The organism is Microthrixaceae bacterium, from assembly GCA_023957975.1.
Taxonomy (GTDB): Bacteria; Actinomycetota; Acidimicrobiia; order Acidimicrobiales; family Microtrichaceae; genus JAMLGM01.
The window spans coordinates 157,717-176,243 of sequence record JAMLGM010000007.1; the positions used below are offsets into that span (position 1 = coordinate 157,717).

General features: G+C 66.6%; 14 protein-coding genes. 4 read left to right on the forward strand and 10 right to left on the reverse strand.

Features of this window, described 5'->3' with window-relative positions; all coding sequences use genetic code 11:
* Nucleotides 1–99: 99 nt before the first annotated feature.
* On the forward strand, nt 100–1,821 hold the full coding sequence (leuA, locus tag M9952_11535) for a 2-isopropylmalate synthase (protein MCO5313551.1): 1,722 nt from the start codon (nt 100–102) through the stop codon (nt 1,819–1,821).
* A 335-nt stretch (nt 1,822–2,156) separates the two neighbouring features.
* On the opposite strand, the gene M9952_11540 is transcribed toward leuA, so the two are convergent.
* Nucleotides 2,157–3,038 (reverse strand): ferritin-like domain-containing protein, encoded by an 882-nt coding sequence (locus tag M9952_11540; protein ID MCO5313552.1) that lies wholly within the window; start codon nt 3,036–3,038, stop codon nt 2,157–2,159.
* 99 nt (nt 3,039–3,137) lie between these two features.
* Here M9952_11540 and valS point away from each other — a divergent pair, with 99 nt between their 5' ends.
* The gene (valS, locus tag M9952_11545) at nt 3,138–5,753 is read left to right on the forward strand and encodes a valine--tRNA ligase (protein MCO5313553.1); all 2,616 of its coding nucleotides are present in this window, start codon (nt 3,138–3,140) and stop codon (nt 5,751–5,753) included.
* A gap of 4 nt (nt 5,754–5,757) precedes the next feature.
* On the opposite strand, the gene M9952_11550 is transcribed toward valS, so the two are convergent.
* Entirely contained in the window at nt 5,758–7,434 is a 1,677-nt protein-coding gene (locus M9952_11550; GenBank protein ID MCO5313554.1) for a DUF2079 domain-containing protein, read from the reverse strand.
* A gap of 117 nt (nt 7,435–7,551) precedes the next feature.
* Here M9952_11550 and M9952_11555 point away from each other — a divergent pair, with 117 nt between their 5' ends.
* Together M9952_11555 and bfr are read left to right on the forward strand one after the other, a co-directional pair.
* Nucleotides 7,552–7,743, forward strand: a complete 192-nt coding sequence (locus tag M9952_11555) for a (2Fe-2S)-binding protein (protein MCO5313555.1) — start codon at nt 7,552–7,554, stop codon at nt 7,741–7,743.
* 117 nt (nt 7,744–7,860) lie between these two features.
* On the forward strand, nt 7,861–8,343 hold the full coding sequence (gene bfr / locus M9952_11560; GenBank protein ID MCO5313556.1) for a bacterioferritin: 483 nt from the start codon (nt 7,861–7,863) through the stop codon (nt 8,341–8,343).
* Nucleotides 8,344–8,376: 33 nt separating this feature from the next.
* Here bfr and M9952_11565 read toward each other — a convergent pair whose 3' ends face one another.
* The 8 genes from M9952_11565 to M9952_11600 form a co-directional block, all read right to left on the reverse strand.
* The gene (locus tag M9952_11565) at nt 8,377–9,324 is read right to left on the reverse strand and encodes a TIGR03621 family F420-dependent LLM class oxidoreductase (GenBank protein ID MCO5313557.1); all 948 of its coding nucleotides are present in this window, start codon (nt 9,322–9,324) and stop codon (nt 8,377–8,379) included.
* Between the two features lie 44 nt (nt 9,325–9,368).
* Nucleotides 9,369–9,938, reverse strand: coding sequence for a PH domain-containing protein (locus M9952_11570; GenBank protein ID MCO5313558.1), 570 nt, complete (start codon nt 9,936–9,938; stop codon nt 9,369–9,371).
* Nucleotides 9,938–10,114, reverse strand: coding sequence for a hypothetical protein (locus M9952_11575; protein MCO5313559.1), 177 nt, complete (start codon nt 10,112–10,114; stop codon nt 9,938–9,940). Before M9952_11575 ends, M9952_11570 begins: the two co-directional genes overlap by 1 nt.
* Before the next feature lie 67 nt (nt 10,115–10,181).
* A complete protein-coding gene (locus tag M9952_11580) occupies nt 10,182–11,072 on the reverse strand; it encodes a mechanosensitive ion channel family protein (GenBank protein MCO5313560.1) in 891 nt (296 codons plus the stop codon).
* Nucleotides 11,073–11,137: 65 nt separating this feature from the next.
* Nucleotides 11,138–12,649 (reverse strand): thiol oxidoreductase, encoded by a 1,512-nt coding sequence (locus M9952_11585; GenBank protein ID MCO5313561.1) that lies wholly within the window; start codon nt 12,647–12,649, stop codon nt 11,138–11,140.
* Nucleotides 12,646–14,301 (reverse strand): AMP-binding protein, encoded by a 1,656-nt coding sequence (locus M9952_11590; GenBank protein ID MCO5313562.1) that lies wholly within the window; start codon nt 14,299–14,301, stop codon nt 12,646–12,648. Before M9952_11590 ends, M9952_11585 begins: the two co-directional genes overlap by 4 nt.
* Before the next feature lie 22 nt (nt 14,302–14,323).
* The gene (locus tag M9952_11595; protein ID MCO5313563.1) at nt 14,324–15,379 is read right to left on the reverse strand and encodes a DUF2804 domain-containing protein; all 1,056 of its coding nucleotides are present in this window, start codon (nt 15,377–15,379) and stop codon (nt 14,324–14,326) included.
* Complete coding sequence (locus tag M9952_11600; protein MCO5313564.1) at nt 15,376–18,522, reverse strand: DUF4981 domain-containing protein; 3,147 nt, start codon at nt 18,520–18,522, stop codon at nt 15,376–15,378. Before M9952_11600 ends, M9952_11595 begins: the two co-directional genes overlap by 4 nt.
* Between the last annotated feature and the right edge of the window lie 5 nt (nt 18,523–18,527).

The following is an 18,527-nucleotide window of genomic DNA, read 5'->3' on the forward strand; positions in this document are numbered from 1 at the left end:
TCGGCTCGGGGGCTTTGTTCTTTTTCGGTACCGATCCTCGAGCCGTCGTCCCAACCATCCACCGCGACCCCATCAAGTCGTCGAGCAAGCGAGCACACCATGTCTCCCACTCCCGTCACGCCGAAGCCCATGCCGTTCGAGAAATACGACGCGTTCGTGCCGCTCGCGCTCCCGGATCGGACCTGGCCGGATCGCTCGCTCACCAAGGCGCCTCGTTGGTGCGCGGTCGACCTGCGCGACGGCAATCAGGCCTTGATCGACCCGATGGACCCCGCCCGCAAGCTGCGCATGTTCCAGACGCTGGTCGACATGGGCTTCAAAGAGATCGAGGTCGGATTCCCGGCGGCGAGCCAGACCGATTTCGATTTCGTACGCCAGCTCGTCGAAGAGGACCTGATCCCCGACGACGTTTGGATTCAGGTGCTGGTCCAGTGCCGAGAGGAACTGATCGACCGCACCTACGAGTCGCTCGAGGGCGCGCCCAGGGCGATTGTGCACTTCTACAACTCCACCTCGATTCTGCAGCGCCGCGTCGTGTTCGGCATGGATCGCGAAGGCATCACCGCGATCGCCACCGATGCCGCTCGTTACTGCAAAAAGCTCGAGCGCGAATACCCCGACACGGTGTTTCGCTACGAGTACTCGCCGGAGTCCTACACGGGAACCGAGGTCGAGTACGCGGTCGAGATCTGCAACGCGGTGGCCGAGGTGATCGAACCGACCCCCGAGCACCCGCTCATCATGAACCTGCCGGCGACGGTCGAGATGTACTCGCCGAACATCTACGCCGACACGATCGAGTGGTTCCTGCGTCACGTCAACAACCGCGACTCCATCGTGTTGTCCCTGCATCCCCACAACGACCGCGGCTGTGCGGTGGCGGCGGCCGAACTCGGCGTCCTGGCGGGTGCCGACCGCGTGGAGGGGTGCCTGTTCGGCAATGGCGAACGAACCGGCAACGTCGACGTCGTGACCTTGGCGCTCAATCTGTTCAGTCAGGGGGTCGACCCCGAACTCGACATCTCCGACATCGATGCGTTGCGCCGCACCGCCGAATACTGCAACCGCCTGCCGGTCCACGAACGCCACCCCTACGTCGGCGATCTGGTGTACACCGCGTTTTCGGGCTCGCACCAGGACGCCATCAAGAAAGGGTTCGCCCAGCTCTACACCGCCGAGGAAACCCGCGGCGACTCGCCCAACACCTACCGCAAGTGGGCCGTGCCGTATCTGCCGATCGACCCGGCCCACGTCGGGCGCAACTACGAGGCGGTCATCCGGGTGAACAGCCAGTCCGGCAAGGGCGGCGTCGCCTACATCATGGAAGCCGAACACGGATTCGCGTTGCCGCGACGGCTGCAGGTCGAGTTCTCCAAGACCATTCAGTCGGTCGCCGAGGACACCGGAACCGAGATCACCCCGAACGCCATGTGGCAGCAGTTCCAGGAGATGTATCTCCCGGATGAGCCGACGATCGTGTTGCGCAGCCACGAACTGACCAGCGACGCCGATGATCTCACCACGGTGACCGCCCAGGTCGTCGTGGATGGTGAACCGCAGACGTGGAAGGGCAGCGGCAACGGTCCGATCGCCGCGTTCGTCGACGGGCTCAATCACGCGCTCGGCATCGAACTCGACGTCGTCGACTACCAGGAGCATTCGACCGGACGCGGAGCCGATGCCACCGCGGTCGCGTACGTCGAGACCGTCGCCGACGACAACACGATCCGTTGGGGAATCGGCCGACACCCCAACATCAGCACGGCCTCGCTGCTCGCCGTGGTGTCCGCCGCCGAGCGAGTTCGACGCGAGCGCCGCTAGGCGCTCGCGCTGCGCGGCCTGGCCGCACGGCCTGGCGAGCCACAGGTGCACGCGTACGCGAAAGGGGCCGAGTCGGATGACTCGGCCCCTTTCGCGTCGGACGATACGCCCGACTCGTTGTGTCAGGTCAACTACTTGAAGGTGCAGTTGACGTTGAGTGGGCCTTCAAGGATCGTGACGATGCACGGGCCGACCGGAATCTTGCACGCGCTCGCGGCGAACGGTATCGCCATGATCATTGAGGCAAGGATGACCCTGCTGGTACGACGCATAATTGTTTCCCCCCCCTGTAGTTGTCAGGACACCCGCTACTACAGTCCACCGTTCGCGCCGCGTCAAGCATTTCGCTGCGTTCCGGTGAATACCATCTCCCAACGCCGCAAGTCGTCCATGTCGAAGCCCGCCCGACGCCGGGCATCGTGGTTGAACGGCGGCACCAGTTTCAGCGAGGCCTCGGCCACGAGACGCTCGAATTCGATCGACCGGTCGACGCCATCTCGATCACACAGGAACCGGAACCACTCCACCCCGACCGCCACATGGCCGACCTCGTCGGCCAGGACCACCTCGAGGACGTCCGCGCTCTCGTCGTCACCGTGGCGACGGAACCGCTCGATGAGCCCGGGAGTGACGTCGAGACCCCGTGCCTCAAACACCATCGGAACCAGGGCCATACGCGAACGCGCGTCGGTGGCGGTGCTCACCGCCATGTCCCACAGGCCGTCGTGGCATCCGAGGTCGCCGTAGGCGATCTCGTGTTCCGCCAACCTGGATTCGAGCATCCGGAAGTGACCGAACTCCTCGAGCACGACCCGTGTCCAGTCGACGTAGTACTTCGCCGGCATCGCCGCGAAACGATGCGCCGCATCGAGCGCGAGATTCACGGCATTGGCCTCGATGTGGGCCAACGCGTGCAGCGTGGCAACCCGCCCCGACTCGGTCCCCCAGGTCCGCCTCGCCAACTCCCGCGGGGCGACGAGCCTCACCGCCGCCGGCCGCCCCGGACGACGGACATCCACCAGATCGACAGCGTCCGCGAGCTCGGGACCGCCCATGTCACGGGCCCCGGCGGCCCCGGCGGGATCGCCGAGCTCAGACGCCGCGGTGGCCAAACGCTCGAGCACCGTCTCCTTGTCGGAGAACTCCGTTGCCCGCAATGCCTCGCCCGCCAACCGACGGACCTCGGCGATCGTCGGGCCGTCCTCGCTGTTGACCATCGCACCGTTCTACCCCATCGACGGAGCCGACACGTGGGTCGGCCCGGGCCCGCAACCCCTCCGGCCCACCTGGCGACACACGGTACGATTGGCGCATCTATGAGTACCGCACCACAGCCCCGCCCCGAACGCAGCGTCCCCGAAAAACCGGGGCTCGAGGGGCTCGAGGCCAAGTGGGGTGCGCTGTGGGAGGAACAGGGCACCTACCGTTTCGATCGCTCCGCGACCCGTGACGACGTCTTTTCCGTCGACACCCCGCCGCCGACCGTGTCGGGCTCCCTGCACGTCGGCCACGTGTTTTCCTACACCCACACCGACACCATCGCCCGCTTCCACCGCATGTGCGGCAAGCAGGTGTTCTATCCGATGGGCTGGGACGACAACGGGGTGCCCACCGAGCGACGGGTCGAGAACTTCTTCGGGGTCCGCTGCAATGCGACCCTCGCCTATGACCCCACCTTCACCCCACCGGACAAGCCCGCCAAGGACCGCAAGGACTTCGTGGAGGTCAGCCGACGCAACTTCATCGAACTGTGCGAGCGGCTCACCCACGACGACGAGAAGGTCTTCGAGGACCTGTGGCGAAAGCTCGGTCTGTCGGTCGACTGGACCATGACCTATGAGACGATCGGGGCCAAGGCCCGCCTCGTCAGCCAGAAGGCCTTCCTCGACGACCTCGGCCGCGGCGATGCCTACAGCCAGGATGCTCCCTCGATGTGGGACGTGACGTTCCAGATGGCGGTGAGTCAGGCCGAGGTGGAGGACCATGAACGCCCCGGCGCGTATCACGACATCGTGTTCCCGTTCAGCGACGAGACGACCGAAGCCTCCGCCGAGTTCACCCACGGCGACCGTCGGGGCGTGAAGATCTCGACGACTCGACCCGAACTGCTGGTGAGTTGTGTGGCGATCGTGTGTCACCCCGACGACGAACGCTATGCGAGCCTCATCGGAACGAACGTGACCACCCCGCTGTTCGACGTCGAGGTGCCGATAGTTGCTCACCGTCTCGCCGACCCCGACAAGGGCACCGGCGCGGCGATGATCTGCACGTTCGGCGACAACACCGACGTCATCTGGTGGCGCGAGTTGAACCTTCCGGCGCGGGCCGTCATCGAGCGCGACGGCCGTTTCGCGGCGGACGCGCCCGAGTGGGTCACCTCCGAGTCCGGACGAGCGGCGTACGGACAGTTCGCGCGAAAGGCCTCGGGCGGGGCGCGCAACGTGGTGGTCGAGTTGTTGCGCGACGCCGGCGCGCTCGTCGGCGAGATCCGACAGATCACCCACCCGGTCAAGTTCTACGAAAAGGGCGACAAACCACTCGAGATCGTCCAGTCGCGGCAGTGGTACCTGCGCAACGGCGGTCGAGATTCCGACCTGCGCGACCTGCTGATCCGCCGCGGCGACGAACTCGACTGGCATCCGCCCTACATGCAGGCCCGCTACACCGACTGGGTGAACGGGCTCAACGGCGACTGGCTGGTGAGCCGCCAGCGGTACTTCGGCGTGCCGATCCCCGTGTGGTACCGCCTCGACGCCGAGGGCGAGGCCGACTACGACCACCCGCTCGTGCCGACCGCCGCTCAACTGCCGGTCGATCCGCAAATCGACGTGCCGGCCGGCTACAGCGAATCCCAACGCAACCAACCGGGCGGGTTCCGGGCCGATCCCGACATCCTCGACACGTGGGCGACCTCCTCGCTCACCCCGCAGATCGCATGTGGCTGGGGAACCGACGACGACCTGTTCGCTCGCACGTTTCCGATGGATCTTCGCCCGCAGGGCCACGACATCATCCGGACGTGGCTGTTTTCCACGATGGTGCGTTCGAATGCCCAGCAGGGTCGCGCCCCGTGGTCGAACGCATCGTTGTCGGGGTGGATCCTCGACCCCGACCGCAAGAAGATGTCGAAGTCGAAGGGCAACGTCGTCACCCCGGCGCACCTGCTCGACAGCTACGGCTCCGACGGGGTTCGGTACTGGGCGGCATCGGGTCGGCCCGGCACCGACACGGCCTTCGACGAAAAGGAAATGAAGGTCGGCCGTCGCCTGGCCATCAAGTTGCTCAACGCCAGCCGGTTCGCGCTCAGCTTCGGTGGCGACCCGCTCGGGGCAGTGAACGAACCCGTCGACGTCGCACTCCTCGCCGAACTGTCCGCGCTCGTCGCTGAGGCCACCTCCGCGTTCGAACGCTTCGACTATGCCCGTGCGCTCGAACGCACCGAAACGTTCTTTTGGAGCTTCTGCGACAACTATCTCGAACTCGTGAAGATCCGGGCCTACGGCGACAGCGACGCATCCGCCTCGGCGGCGAACGCGTTGGCGCGAGCCGTCAGCGTGTTGCAACGGCTGTTCGCCCCGTTCCTCCCATTCGCCACCGAGGAGGCGTGGTCGTGGTGGATGCAGGGTTCGGTGCACGGCGCCCCGTGGCCGACCGTCGCCGAACTCGATGTCGAGGCAGCCGCCACCGACCTTCCCGTCCTCGCGGTCGTCGAGAACGTCCTTCGCGACGTGCGGCGCGCGAAGTCCGAGGCCAAGGTCGGCATGAAAGCCGACGTCGAACGCGTCGTGGTGAGCGACGACTCGGCGCACCTTGCCGCGCTCGAACTCGTCGCCGCCGACCTGCGCGAAGCGTTGCGCATCGCAACGCTCGATACCACACCCGGGGCCAGCTACTCGATCGACGTCACCCTCGCGCCGCCGCCCGCCGAATAGCGCGTCAGGGGGCGCGACGCCTCAACAGGTAGAGATCGGCAACGCGATCGGGCGGCGTGGCCACCCGGTGGGTCACCACCTCGAAATCGCCGCTGTTGCGCACTTCGTCGAACAACATCTGATCTGTGGCGTTCAAGCGCGCACGGTCGATCAGCACCACGTCCACGGTCGCCGGGTCGGGGGGCTCGACGGTCGAGCCTGCAGCTCCGTAGTTCGACAGCCGCCACGGGTTCGGAAACGTGTAGATGTACTCGCGATGAGACAGGTGTGGCACGAAGAAATAGTTGGTCGACACGACGTCGTCGCCGTCGATTTCGGCCATGACCTCGCGGTACACCTGATTGGTCGGATCGTCGACAACCCGCCAGTACCCCCGCGAAAAGTCGGCCCCCCACGGGCCGATACCCCGGTCATGGGTCGTGACGACGCCGACCACCAGCATCGAGATCAGCGCCCAAGCGACGATCGCGCGTTTGCGTTTCACCACGCTCCACACGGTGGCCAACAGCACCCCGGCAAAGGGCATGAGCGCGTAGTGCCAGCGAAGGTCCCAGGTGAATGGCTGCATCGTGGCCGAGTTGACGAGGTGCTGGGGCAGCCCGACCAGCAACAGGATGGGACTGAGTAGCCCGACGTATCCGAACGGCTGCATGAGCGTCGCGAATCCTCGAGGCGGAGGGTACACCTCCTCGAGGATCTGGCCGGACGGGCACACGATGTCGGTGCGACCAGGGTCTGCTTCGTGAAGCGACCCGTCCCAGAATCCGTGACACAGCACGGTGTCGGCGAAGGGCCCGGGATCGGTCACCGCGCCGACCACCACCTCGGTCGAATTGTTGCCGAGGGGGCCGAACAATCCGTCGAACACCGAGTGCTGATCGAACGCCGGCATGATCAGGCGCGTCGCGAGGACGAACCACAGCATCGACACCCCGATCGTCGCCAACGCGACTCGACGCTCGCGAAGCATGAGCCCGACGGCGAGTCCGATCATCGCCGTCGCTAGAGCGATGTCCTCCTTCCAGATCACGGCGCCGAAGATGCACACCCAGTACCAGCGCCACCGTCTCACCGAGGCTGTGTAGAACGCCCCGACCACGAACGGTAACGCCAGGCTTTCGGCGTGGAACGTCTCCTGGATCATCCACTGCGGCGAGAAGTGAGCCAGATACACCACGACCAGCCACGCCCCCGCCCAGTTCGAGCGCAGGTGTGTGCGGGCCAACAGGAAGATGGGCACCGACGTGGCGACGATCCCCAGCAGGTTCATCACGTTCAGGAAGTGGGGGCCGCCGACTCCGATCCAATAGAAGGGGACGAACAACAGGAATCCAAGGTTTGCGTGGTGCCCGAACAGGTTCATGCCCCGCGTCGTCATGAAGTTGCGGCCATGGGCGGTCTGCCAGATGCCGTTGTCGTACATGCCGAGGTCGTAGTCGAAGGTGCCGAAGTACTCGTGTCGCTTCCATTGCAGCACCGCGAAGAGCAGCGTGTAGACCGCCACGACGACCGCAACGACAACCAGTGGGGCTCGCCGGCGCAGTCCCGTCGATGCACGCCAGCGCTCCATCGTCGGTTCGAGCGGGCGGCTCACGGCACCGACGATCGCGTCGACGCTGACTCCGATCCCGTGCCAGTGACGACCGAATGCGCTGGTGAAGTTCGGACCCGATAGAGCCATCGGCCTCAGTCTGGCAGAGCCTCTGCGCCTACCCGCGAATGCGGCCGGGCACGTCGATCGAACCTTTCGGAAAAAAATAGGTGGTCCTGCACCGCAACGTTAGGTATGCTGAACAACATGCTCGTGTGCTCATGCAACGCAGTATTTGAGGGAGCCGTTCGCAAGGCGGTCTCGGGGGGCGCTGCGTGCGTCGATGAGGTCAGCACCATGTGCGGTGCCGGCACCGATTGTGGCTCGTGTATCGACCACATCGAAGAGATCATCGACGAGGTGAACACCGAGGTTCGGGTTTCAATCCAGGCGGCGTAAAGCCCCGAAAAACAAGGCCGTAAGGCCCTCCACACGTCGCGCGAGTGGTTCTCATTTCATTACCTTGGGGCGCTACGGTGATGCCGCGCACCGCTGCGCTCAACGATGGAGGTCCCCATGCAGGGCAATGCCGAGGTCATCGACGTTCTCAACGAGGTACTCACCGCCGAACTCACGGCGATCAACCAGTACTTCGTCCACGCCAAGATGTGCTCCAACTGGGGGTACAACCGTTTGGCTCACCACATCCGCGACGAGTCCATCGACGAGATGCGCCACGCCGAGGAACTCATCGACCGGGTCCTGTATCTCGACGGTGTGCCGAACCTTCAGCGGCTGTATGCGTTGCGCGTCGGCGAGGACGTCGTCGAGCAGTTCAACAACGATCTGGCCGTCGAGCGCGAGGCGGTCGACCGCCTGCGACGCGGCATCGCGTTGTGCAACGAGGTCGCCGACCACGGCACGCGCCAACTCTTCGAAAAGATCCTCGTCGCCGAGGAAGAACACATCGACTGGCTCGAAACCCAGCTCACCACGATCGAACAGATCGGCGTGCAGAACTACCTGAGCGAGCAGCTCGGCGAGCACCCCTCGCACTGACCAGCCAGATGGTGGCTCAGGCGAGATGGCGGCTCAGGCGTCGCGGTAGGCGGCGACGAGTGGAGCCATCGGCCGCACGGCGTCGTCGGCGAACACGTGGTAGCTGTAGCCCCAGCGCTCACGTCGACGGTGCAGTTGCTCGCCGAGACTCGCCAGCGTGCCGATCATCGTGATGGGCGAGTCGAGCGCGGTGTGCGCATCCTCTGCAGCGATGCCGAAGCCCGGCGCCACCATCTCTGCGAACCCGAGCGGATCGTCGGTGATGGTCGCGACGCTGCACCAGGCGTTGAACTCGATGTCGTCGAAGCGCTCCCCCGCCCCCTCGCGCACCCAGGAGAACTTCTCATCGATGCGATCCGAGAGCGCGTCGCGAGCCGCTGCCGCATCGACCTCACCCGAGTGGATCGACGGATTCACCCCCACGATCGCCGCGTGCTGCCCAGCGAAGCGCAACATGCGCCGGGCGCCGCCCGCGAGCAACAACGGAGGCCCACCGACCGTGTGAGGCCGCGGCGCACCCACCATGTCGGTGATCGTGTAGTAGTCGCCCGAGAAGTTGACGGGGTCGTCGCCGAACAGCGCCCGAACGACCTCGACCGCCTCCATGAACCGCTCGACGCGAACGCGGGGTTCGTCATACGCGATGCCGCCCTGGTCATAATCGAGGCGCTTCCAACCGGCGCCGAGGCCGAGTTCGAGCCGACCCTCGCTGATCGCGTCGATCGTCGCCATCTCCATCGCGGTGATGACCGGATGGCGGTAGTCGTTGTCCAACACGAGGGTGCCGACCTTCAGGTCGCTGGTGGCCGTGGCCGCCGACGCCAGCGCGGCGATCGGTGCGAACTGGTCCTGAAAGTGATCGGGAACAAACAGCGTTGAGTATCCGAGCGACTCCACCTCGCGGGCGGTCTCAGCCCAGGTCATGTCGGGAAACGGTCGGTGCAGTTCGGCTCCGAATCGGAAACGTCGTGGGTGGGCCATGGGGGTTCCTCCTTAGCGATGGTCCGCCGGACGGGTCGAGTGTGTCAGTCGCGAAGCGACGGTTGTGCGCCGTCCGGCCTCAACGTCACCGGTCCCTGCGACGCGTTGACCAGATCGGCGATCAGCTGGGCGTACTCCAACGGGTTCGGCACGCCCTTCATCGTCTTGAACCCGGTGGCCTCATTGGCACTGTGGACGCGGATCGTGGCCGTCTTGAGCAGGCGCTCGCCGAGCGACGAGTGCACCGAAACATCGGTGACCTTGCGCCAGGAGATCCACTCGAAGCGGTCGTGGTACACCCCGGACCAACTGATCGCTCGATGGTCGGTGACGACGTAGCGGGTGAAGGCGAACCGGACGAATTCGACGACGAGGTGAACCGCCAACACGGCCCACAGCACCAGCGCCATCTTGGTGACCGCGACGTCGGCCGCCGCCACGACGACCGCGAGCATCAGCACCCCGGCGACGATCACATCGAACACGCCCAGGAACCACACCTTGAACGACGGTCGCGTGTCTCGCAGCACGTGCTCGCCCTCGCTGAGAAATTGCTCGATGCGACGATCCGGCAGGAGCCGCATCAACCACGGGCGATGCCAGCGGTCATCCATCAGCCCACCAGGCTGGTGATGAATTCTCCGAGCTTGTCCCACAGCGTCGACGCGAAATCGCCGACCGCACCGAAGAACCCCGAGATGGCATTCGCGGTGCCCGTCGGGTCCTTCCAGATGAGGTAACCGACGATGAGCAGCGCCAACAGCCCCGCTCCGCCCAGTTGCTTCTGCATCGGTCACCTCCTCGCATCATCGGCTGCCCACGACGCGTCCAATGCGGACCTGGGCCACCTCGCGAGCCTAAAGAACCGGCGGCGCGATGTGGGGGACCTCCAGGCTGATGCCGGCGGCGTCGAAGGCCTCTTTGATGCGTTGGCGCAGCTCGCGCTCGACGGCCCATTGCGACTTGGGCTCGGTGGTCACCACGATCCGCAACGTCGCGCCCACCGGGGTCAGTGCGGACACCCCCTGATCGTCGGGGCCGGCGTCGAGCGCCATGGCATCGCGCCAGCGTTCCTCCTGCGCCATCGTCTCGGCCACCTCGATCATGATCCGTCGCGCCGCGGCGATATCGGCCGACAGTGCGATGGTGACCTCGACCACCGCTCGGGCCCACCCCTGGCTCTTGTTTCCGACGGTGAGGATCGTGCCGTTGGGGACGTGCCACACCGTGCCGTTGAGATCGCGCAACTGGGTACTTCTCAGCGAGATGCGCTCGACCGTGCCGTTCGCGGTTCCGACGTCGATCACATCGCCGACCCCGAACTGGTCCTCCACGAGGATGAAGAATCCGGCCAGCACGTCGCGAACCAGCGACTGGGCCCCGAAGCCGAGCGCGATTCCGACGATTCCTGCGCCCGCGAGCAGCGGAGCCAGGTTGATCCCCAACTCCCCCAACACCAACAGGGTGACGATCGATGCGAGGACCCAGGTGACGAGGGACTGCGACATCGCTTCGATGGTGGCGGCACGAGCCTCGGAGCGCCCGACCGATGCCGGACCACTCAGCGTCCCCGCCAACGTCGAGGTGAGACCATCGCCGGCGAGACTGACGTGCATTCGCCGCGTGACCCTGGAAATGGCGCGGTGGGCAACCCAGCGTGCGATGGCGGCGATCACGAGGATGACCACGAGGCGCAGCCCGGTCGATACCGCATTGGTCAGGTCGTCGGACCAGTCATCGGGAAACATGGCCACAGTCTCGCGGCTCGGCTGAGCGGGTCACAGCACCGGTGCGCTGCAGCCTCGATCACCGCTCACAGCGCGCCGATGAACTCGATCAGGTCGTGCCGACGACGTTGTGCCAACGCCATGAACCGCCCACGGACCGCCTCGGCCTCGCCCCCGTGCCACAGGATCGCCTCCTCGATCGTCCGGGCCCGTCCGTCGTGCAGGAAATTCTCGAAACCGGTCACCTCGCCGCGTCTGCCGACGGTCCACAACGGCGGTGTGCGCCACTCCGATCCGCTCGCGCCGAATTCGGGTCGGCCGTCGGCGAGCCCGGGTCCCATGTCGTGCAACAACAGATCGGTGAACGGATGAAACTCGACGTTCGCGAGGCCGGCCACCTCGTCGGGCCCGCTCCGCTGGGTCGTCGTGTGACACGAGGAACACCCGATCTCGACGAAGGTGTTCGCGCCACGAATCACCGCTGGGTCGTCGAGGTTGCGGGCGATCGGCACGGCGAGGGTGCGGTTGTAGAACACCTGCAGATCGAGCCGTTCGTCGTCGAGGTCGACCGCCGCGTCGTCGTGTGACGTCGGATCGCATGCGCTGCCCTGGTTGTCACACGTCGCGGGAAACACCCGGTTGGTCATGCCCATGTCGTCGTGCAGGGCGGCGGCGCTCTGTTGCAGCACCGTGGGTTGGCCGGCCTTCCACCCGAACCGGCCGACGGTCGTCGTCGCGGTGCTGCGGTCCCACACCTCGTTGACACGTCCGGAGATCCCGTCGCCATCGGCGTCGTCGGGGTCGCCAGCCGCGCGCAGGGCGGCCTCGGGTATCGCCTCGAGCAGGCCCATGCCGGTCATCGTGGGGGCGATCCGTGGCGAGGTCATCGCATCGGCGGCCAGCGGCCCCGAGGACAACTCGTCGATGTCGAACCTCGGGCGGCGCAACTCCACCGTGGTCCCGTCGGGGTAGGTGACGGTCTCGGTGGACCAGGTCACCTTCACGGTCCCCTCCGCGCTCGCCGGCCCGACCGCCTGGTCCTGGAGTTGCAGGCCGTAGGTCGGCTCCGGGTTCGGCGAGCCGTCGGCCGACGCCCCGGGAACCGACAGGCGCAACAACAGGCCGGGTCCCGGATCGCCTCCGCGACCGGCACCCCCCTGCTCGCGCTGGACGGTTTCGCCCTCGTCGTCCACGGTCGCCGCGTCGGAGTCGTCCACGCCGTCGAGGTGGCAGCTCAGACAGGAATCCGCGTTGAACACCGGGCCGAGCCCATCTTCGGCGACGAAATGCCGGTCGAAGACCAGCGCCCCGCTACCGAAGCGACGAAACTCCTCGTTCGACAACGACCTCGCCGACTGGTTGAACGGCCGGCCGCGAAACTCGCGAGCCGAGGTCGGGCCGCCGAGTCGTTCGACGAGAAAGTCCGGGGCGACATCGATCCATTCGGGAAACTCGGCCTCGTCGGCGACACCGCCGGCCTCACCACCTCCACCAGCGCCACCGTCGCCGCCGGGTTCACCCTCGGAACAGGCGCCGATCGCGAACGCGCTCGCGGCGAGCACGATCGCGAAGACGCCGTGCCACGGACGAATCTTCACCCCGAGACCGCGGATGCCGCCCAGCGGTAGTCGGCCTTGCCGTTGGGGCCGCGTTGCACCGTCGGCACGAACACGATGCGTTTGGGCACCTTGTAACCCGCGAGGGTTTCACGGCAGTGGTCCATGAGCGCTTGTGCCGTCTCGTCGTCACCGTCGGTTCCGTCGCCGAGGCTGACCACCGCACAGACGGCGTTGCCCCACTTGTCGTCCGGCACGCCGATGACGTTGGCGTCGAGCACCGCTTCGTGGCGTTTCAGGGTCTCCTCGACCTCCTCGACAAACACCTTCTCGCCAGCGGTGTTGATGCACACCGAGCCGCGTCCGAGCAGGGTGATGGTGCCGTCGGCTTCGACCGTGGCGAAGTCGCCGGGCACCGACCAGACGCGGCCCTCGAAGGTGCGAAACGTCTCCGCGGTCTTGGCCTCGTCCTTGTAGTAGCCGACGGGAATCGGCCCGCCGACCGCCAGCACGCCCCGTTCCCCCGACCCCGGCACGACCGGGGCACCGGAATCGCCGAACACCTGGGCGTCGGGGCCGAGCTTGAAACGGGCGGTCGGGGCCGAGCGATTGCGTTTGGCGACCGAATTGGCGAAACCGACCCCCTCGGAACTGCCGAGCAAGTCGGCACATGAGACGTCTGCTCTGGCGAGGAGCGCGTCCTTGGTCTGTTGGCTCCACATCACCCCCGAGCTGACCACGAGTCGCAGGCTCGACAGGTCGACCGGCTCCCCGCGTTCGTCGGCGGTGTCGAGCGCGGCGAGCATGGGCCGGGCGAACGCGTCGCCGACGATGGTGAGGTTGGTGACACCGCGACGTTCGATCGTGGTGATCAGTTCCTCGGCGTCGAAGCTGTGGCCCGTGAGCATCACGATGGCCCCGCTGGCGTTGAGCGTTCCCCAGCTGGTCAGCGCCGAGGTGCCGTGCATCAGCGGTGCGGCAGGCAACAGGCGCAGCGGCGCGCGCTCGCCATCATGGGCCGCTCGGGCGACCTCGGCGAAAAACTCGATCGAGTCGGGGGTTCCCGTGGCGTAGGGCCGAAAGTTTGTGGCGCCGGCCCCGATGATCGACCGGTGCGGCCACATGACGCCCTTGGGCATTCCGGTGGTGCCACCGGTGTAGAGGAACCACAGGTCCTCGAGACTGCGTTCGATTCGTGGCGCCCGGGGCGGGGTCGTCACCGCGTCGGCGTGGGCGATGAGACTGGGGATCTGCGCGCCGGCGGGGTTGGGTCCGAGGCCGGTCTCGTCCACCTCGACGACGACCTTCACCTTCGGCAACTCCGGCAACAGGCGGGCGACGTTGTCGACGAATCGGGTGTCGACCATGATCGCCTCGGCATCGGAGTTGTCGAGCAGGTACCGCAGTTCGGCGTCGGTGTAGCGGTAGTTCACGTTCACCGGAACCATTCGCTGCTTGAATGCAGCGAAGGTGGCGTCGAGGTAGGCGGGGCCGTTGTAGAGGTACAGCGCGACCTTCGAGTCCCGGGCGAGTCCGGCGTCGCTGAACACGGTGGCGAGTCGGGCCGCGCGATCCTCGAAGTCGGCCCAGCTCAGTTCAACGTCGCCGAAGAAAATCGCAGGGGCGTTCGGCACGACCGCTGCGTGCGACTCCCAGATATCGGCGATGTTCCACCCGTTCGACCCCGTTTCCATGTCTGCTCCGTTCAGCGCTTCGTCACCACCGGTTGCGCGCTTCTTCCGCAAAACCGACGACGGCGTCAAAAGTAACGAGGTCGCCGGACTCGGAGGTAATCGTGCCCGCCCAGGTGCCGAAGACCTGATGGACCTCCATCGACAACACTCCGATCGACACCTTGCTGTGCCGGTCGTGGGTGGGGCTGAGGGTCGCCTCGACCAACCCGCCCACCGGGTCGATCACCCGCCACGGTCGCAGTGGGTGGTCCCAGTCGTAGTCCCAGGACAACTCGTTGTGGATCTTGTGGAGGCGGCCGTCCACGCACAGGGCGTTCTCGTTGTACCCGGTGCCCTCGGTCCACTTGCCGCCGAACTGGAGTCCGACCACCGCTCCCCCGCTCGCGATTCCCGAACCGCTCGCCCAGTTCCAGCGGTTGTTGTAACGCCACAACCCCCGGCCGACGTCGAGGATGCCCCAGGTCGTCTCGTCGCCCTCGGCTCCGAGATCGAATCGACGATCGCCGATCGAGATGTGACCCCGCACGCGGCGGGAGTTGTCCTTCGCGGTGTACTGAAACCGGCGCAGCGACCACGGGATGACGACGTTGAGCGACTCGTGCCCCTCGGGTCGCTCGACCGCGACGTCGAGGTCGAGTGGCCCCCACGCCGTGCGTTCGGCGGTCACCTTGATGAGCGTCGCATCCGGTCGGTCCTCGATGCGCAGGCCGACCGGTCCGTTACCCAGCCGCACTGCGTTGCGCACCGACATGGTGCCGACGCCGCTCCGTTCGGTGTGCACGAATCCGCGGGCGAACGGCGCCGGGGGCTCGATCGACGCGGTGAACCCCGTGGAGGGTTGATGGATCCACACCGCCGTGATGCCGAGATAGTCGACGTCCGCGTAGGTCACCGCCACGTAGAGGTCGGAGTTGATGAAACACCAGTAGTCCCAGCGCTTCTTGCGCCCGTAGGCACCGCGGAGATTCGCTCGGTGCAACGGCACCCGCGACCAGCCGATGGCCTCGGGGTTGAGGTGCCCGGCCGAATCGCACAGGTCGACGGGTTCGGTCAGTTCTCGTTCACTCGACACGGTCATCGCCCCTCCGTTGGCCGCGCCGCTTCGAGCGCGGTCGGCATCATGTTCCAGGTCCACCGAAACGTACCCGGTCCGATCCGGAACCGCTCGGCGGTGTCGGGGCCGCACGCCGCGGTGCCCAGACCGCGATGCCGGGCGTCGAGATACACGTACACGTCGCCATCGGGTTCGAGATCGCCAAGGTGAAACGCCGCGGTCACGGCCTGCGCCGAGAACTGCGACACGTTGAGGCCGAACCGGCCCGGAGCGCTCAGTGCAAGCCCGGACCCGTCGGGTCGCGACAGCGCCGCCCACCGCACGTCGTGGTGATGGCCGTACTCCTGGGGCAACACATAGGGCACGAACTCGCGGGCGATGGACCCGGACCAGCGGCCGACGAGGTCGTTCGTGCGGTCGGGATAGGTCTCCTCGGGGCCCGGACCGACCCAGGTGAGGTCGGTGAATTCCCCGGGAAGTCGGAAGCAGACTCCCACCCTCGGGAGTTCCTCGATCGCCTTGGGAACGGTGACGGTCTCGGCGAAGGCCACCGCGCCGTCGCCGATGGTGATCACCTGCCGATGGACGATCGCCTGGAGTTCTTCTGCGGCCTGCCACCGGGTCGTGCGCACGATCGACCCGCGCCGCGCCGCGACCGAGTGTTCGATGATTCGGAGCCGGTCGAGTCCCCAGCCGCGCCACCGCCCGAGCACCCCCGAGCCGTCCATCCATCCCACGGTCAGGCCGTCGTTGTCGCTCGGCGGACGCCACAACGACAGTTCCGGGGCCATCAAGGTGCCACCGCCGATGACTAATTCGACCTGACCACCGACGATCTGTGCTTTCGCGTCGGCGGCGACGGCGGCCGACCGGCGCGACGGCAACCGCGACACCGACGACAACTCCGCCCCCGACGCGGCCCCCGACGCGGCCGCTGACTCTGCACCCGACTCGGCACCCGACTCGCTTCGCAGCGGCACCTGCAAGGTCGCCACGACCCATCCGCTCGGAGCCCACGCCGGGCGTTTCCTCGGAACGACCACGACCCGCAGGTGCGCCTCGACGGATGGTTCGAGTGCTCCGAACGCCTCAAGCGCGGCCGCCGGCAGATCGAGGTCGACCGAGGCCCGCGGCGCACATTCGATCGGATCGAATTCACCCGCGGCCACCGCCTCACCATCGCCCAGGACGTACCAACGCACCCGAACGTCGCCGAGGTCGCTGAACCACCGCCGGTTCGTCAACACCAGGTCCGCCCCGCTCGAACCCCCGCGCTTGAGCGCCAGTGGCGCGAACAGGCGTCCAAGGTGGGTGAGCAGCGGCCGCACGCGACGATCGGCACCGACGATGCCGTCGCAGCAGAAGTTGCCGTCGTGGACCGCTTCGCCGAAGTCACCGCCATAGCCCGGGCCGCCGTCGGGCAGGGTCAGCGCGTGGTCGCACCACTCCCAGATGAACCCGCCCTGCAATCCATGGTGTGCCTCAAAGGCCTCCTGATATGCGGCGTGTCCACCTGCGGCACCCATCGCGTGGCCGTACTCGCACAGGATCAGCGGTCGGCGCCGGTCGGTGGTCGTTTTCGCCCAGGCGATGAGGTCCTCGACCGGGGTGTACATCGGACACACGATGTCGGTGACGGGCGCGTCGGCATACAGGTCGTGCATCAACGGGCCCTCGTAGTGAAGCGGGCGACTGGGATCGACGCGACGAACCCAGGCAGCCGCCGCGTCGTGGGCGGCCCCGTAACCCGATTCGTTACCGAGCGACCAGGCGATCACACTCGGATGATTCAGATCGCGTTGCACCAATCGCCGGACCCGCTCGACGATGGCGTTGGTGTAGCGGTCGTCGTGGCACAGCGAGGCCTGACGTCCATGGGATTCGATGTTCGCCTCATCGATCACGTAGACCCCGTACTCGTCGCAGAGGTCGACAAAGCGCGGATCGGTGGGGGCATGGGCGCAACGAACGGCGTTGATGTGGTGCTGCTTCATCAACTCGAGATCCCGCCGCATGGAGGCCTCGTCGACGCTGCGACCCCGGGTCGGGTCGAACTCGTGACGGTTCACGCCGTTGATCACCACGGGCGCGCCATTGATTCGCAACTCGTTGTCGGCCACCACGACCGATCGAAACCCGGTTCGTTGCCGGCGCAGGTCGACCACCTCGCCGCCGGCGTCGCGCAGCGTCACCACGACGTCATAGAGCCTCGGTGATTCGTGTGACCACGGCTCGATGTCGGGGACCTCGACGAGGCCCACCACCCTGGGCCCCTCCCAGAACATCGCCGAGATGACCTCCTCGAGGGGGTGCCCATGGGTGAAGGTCGCAACCGTCTGCGGTCCCAGGCGGGCGATGCGTCGCCGGCGGGCCCCCAACACCTCGACCTCCACGGTCCAGCCGTCGGGCACGTCGTTGCCGGCGTCGAGTTCGATGTCCACCGCCAGCGTGCCGGTGCACAGGTCGTCGCGCAATCCCGGCACCAGACGCACCGCGCCGAGCGACCTCGGGGCAAAGGCGACCAGGCGCACCGAGCGATGCAGCCCGGGCAGCCACCATTGGTCCTGGTCCTCGATCCAGGTGGCCGCCGACCACTGCGTCACCACCAGCGCCAGGTCGTTGTACCCGGCCCGGACGTGATCGGTGAGGTCGAAACAGGCGCTGAGGCGACTGTCGGTGCTCGCCGCGACCACCGAACCGTTCACCCACACGAGCAGCGAGCTGTCGGCGCTGCCGACCTCGAACACGATGCGCCGCTTCGACCAACCTCGAGGAAGTCGGAACCTGCGATGGTGGACCCCGGTCGGGTTCTGGGTCGCGACATGGGGCGGCTCGGCGTCGAACGGCATGACGACGTTGGTGTAGGCGGGACGCCCGAAACGAAAGTCGTCTCCGCCCTGCAGGACCCAGGTGCCCGGGACCTCGATCTGTTCGCCGCCGCGCATCGGCTCGCCCGTCTCCAGTGCAGCGAGGGCCCCTTCCACCCAGTCGGGAGAATCCAGCAGCTGGAATCCCCAGGTACCGTCAAGGGACATGATCCACGGCGATGCCGCTCCGCTCAACGCCGCCGCACGATCGTCGTGGGGATCGAGCGGCGGACGCATCGGGAGACGGTTGACGGCGGTGACCTCTGGGGTCGCCCACGGTTGAAGCCCGGCCAGACCCATGGCGT

Bases quoted from the DNA above. Each gene is read 5' to 3' on its own strand.
- M9952_11555 (MCO5313555.1), top strand. From the start codon at position 7,552: ATGCTCGTGTGCTCATGCAACGCAGTATTTGAGGGAGCCGTTCGCAAG.
- M9952_11540 (MCO5313552.1), bottom strand. From the start codon at position 3,038: ATGGTCAACAGCGAGGACGGCCCGACGATCGCCGAGGTCCGTCGGTTG.
- M9952_11565 (MCO5313557.1), bottom strand. From the start codon at position 9,324: ATGGCCCACCCACGACGTTTCCGATTCGGAGCCGAACTGCACCGACCG.
- M9952_11600 (MCO5313564.1), bottom strand. From the start codon at position 18,522: ATGGGTCTGGCCGGGCTTCAACCGTGGGCGACCCCAGAGGTCACCGCC.
- leuA (MCO5313551.1), top strand. From the start codon at position 100: ATGTCTCCCACTCCCGTCACGCCGAAGCCCATGCCGTTCGAGAAATAC.
- bfr (MCO5313556.1), top strand. From the start codon at position 7,861: ATGCAGGGCAATGCCGAGGTCATCGACGTTCTCAACGAGGTACTCACC.
- M9952_11590 (MCO5313562.1), bottom strand. From the start codon at position 14,301: ATGGAAACGGGGTCGAACGGGTGGAACATCGCCGATATCTGGGAGTCG.
- M9952_11595 (MCO5313563.1), bottom strand. From the start codon at position 15,379: ATGACCGTGTCGAGTGAACGAGAACTGACCGAACCCGTCGACCTGTGC.
- M9952_11575 (MCO5313559.1), bottom strand. From the start codon at position 10,114: ATGCAGAAGCAACTGGGCGGAGCGGGGCTGTTGGCGCTGCTCATCGTC.
- M9952_11580 (MCO5313560.1), bottom strand. From the start codon at position 11,072: ATGTTTCCCGATGACTGGTCCGACGACCTGACCAATGCGGTATCGACC.
- valS (MCO5313553.1), top strand. From the start codon at position 3,138: ATGAGTACCGCACCACAGCCCCGCCCCGAACGCAGCGTCCCCGAAAAA.
- M9952_11550 (MCO5313554.1), bottom strand. From the start codon at position 7,434: ATGGCTCTATCGGGTCCGAACTTCACCAGCGCATTCGGTCGTCACTGG.
- M9952_11570 (MCO5313558.1), bottom strand. From the start codon at position 9,938: ATGGATGACCGCTGGCATCGCCCGTGGTTGATGCGGCTCCTGCCGGAT.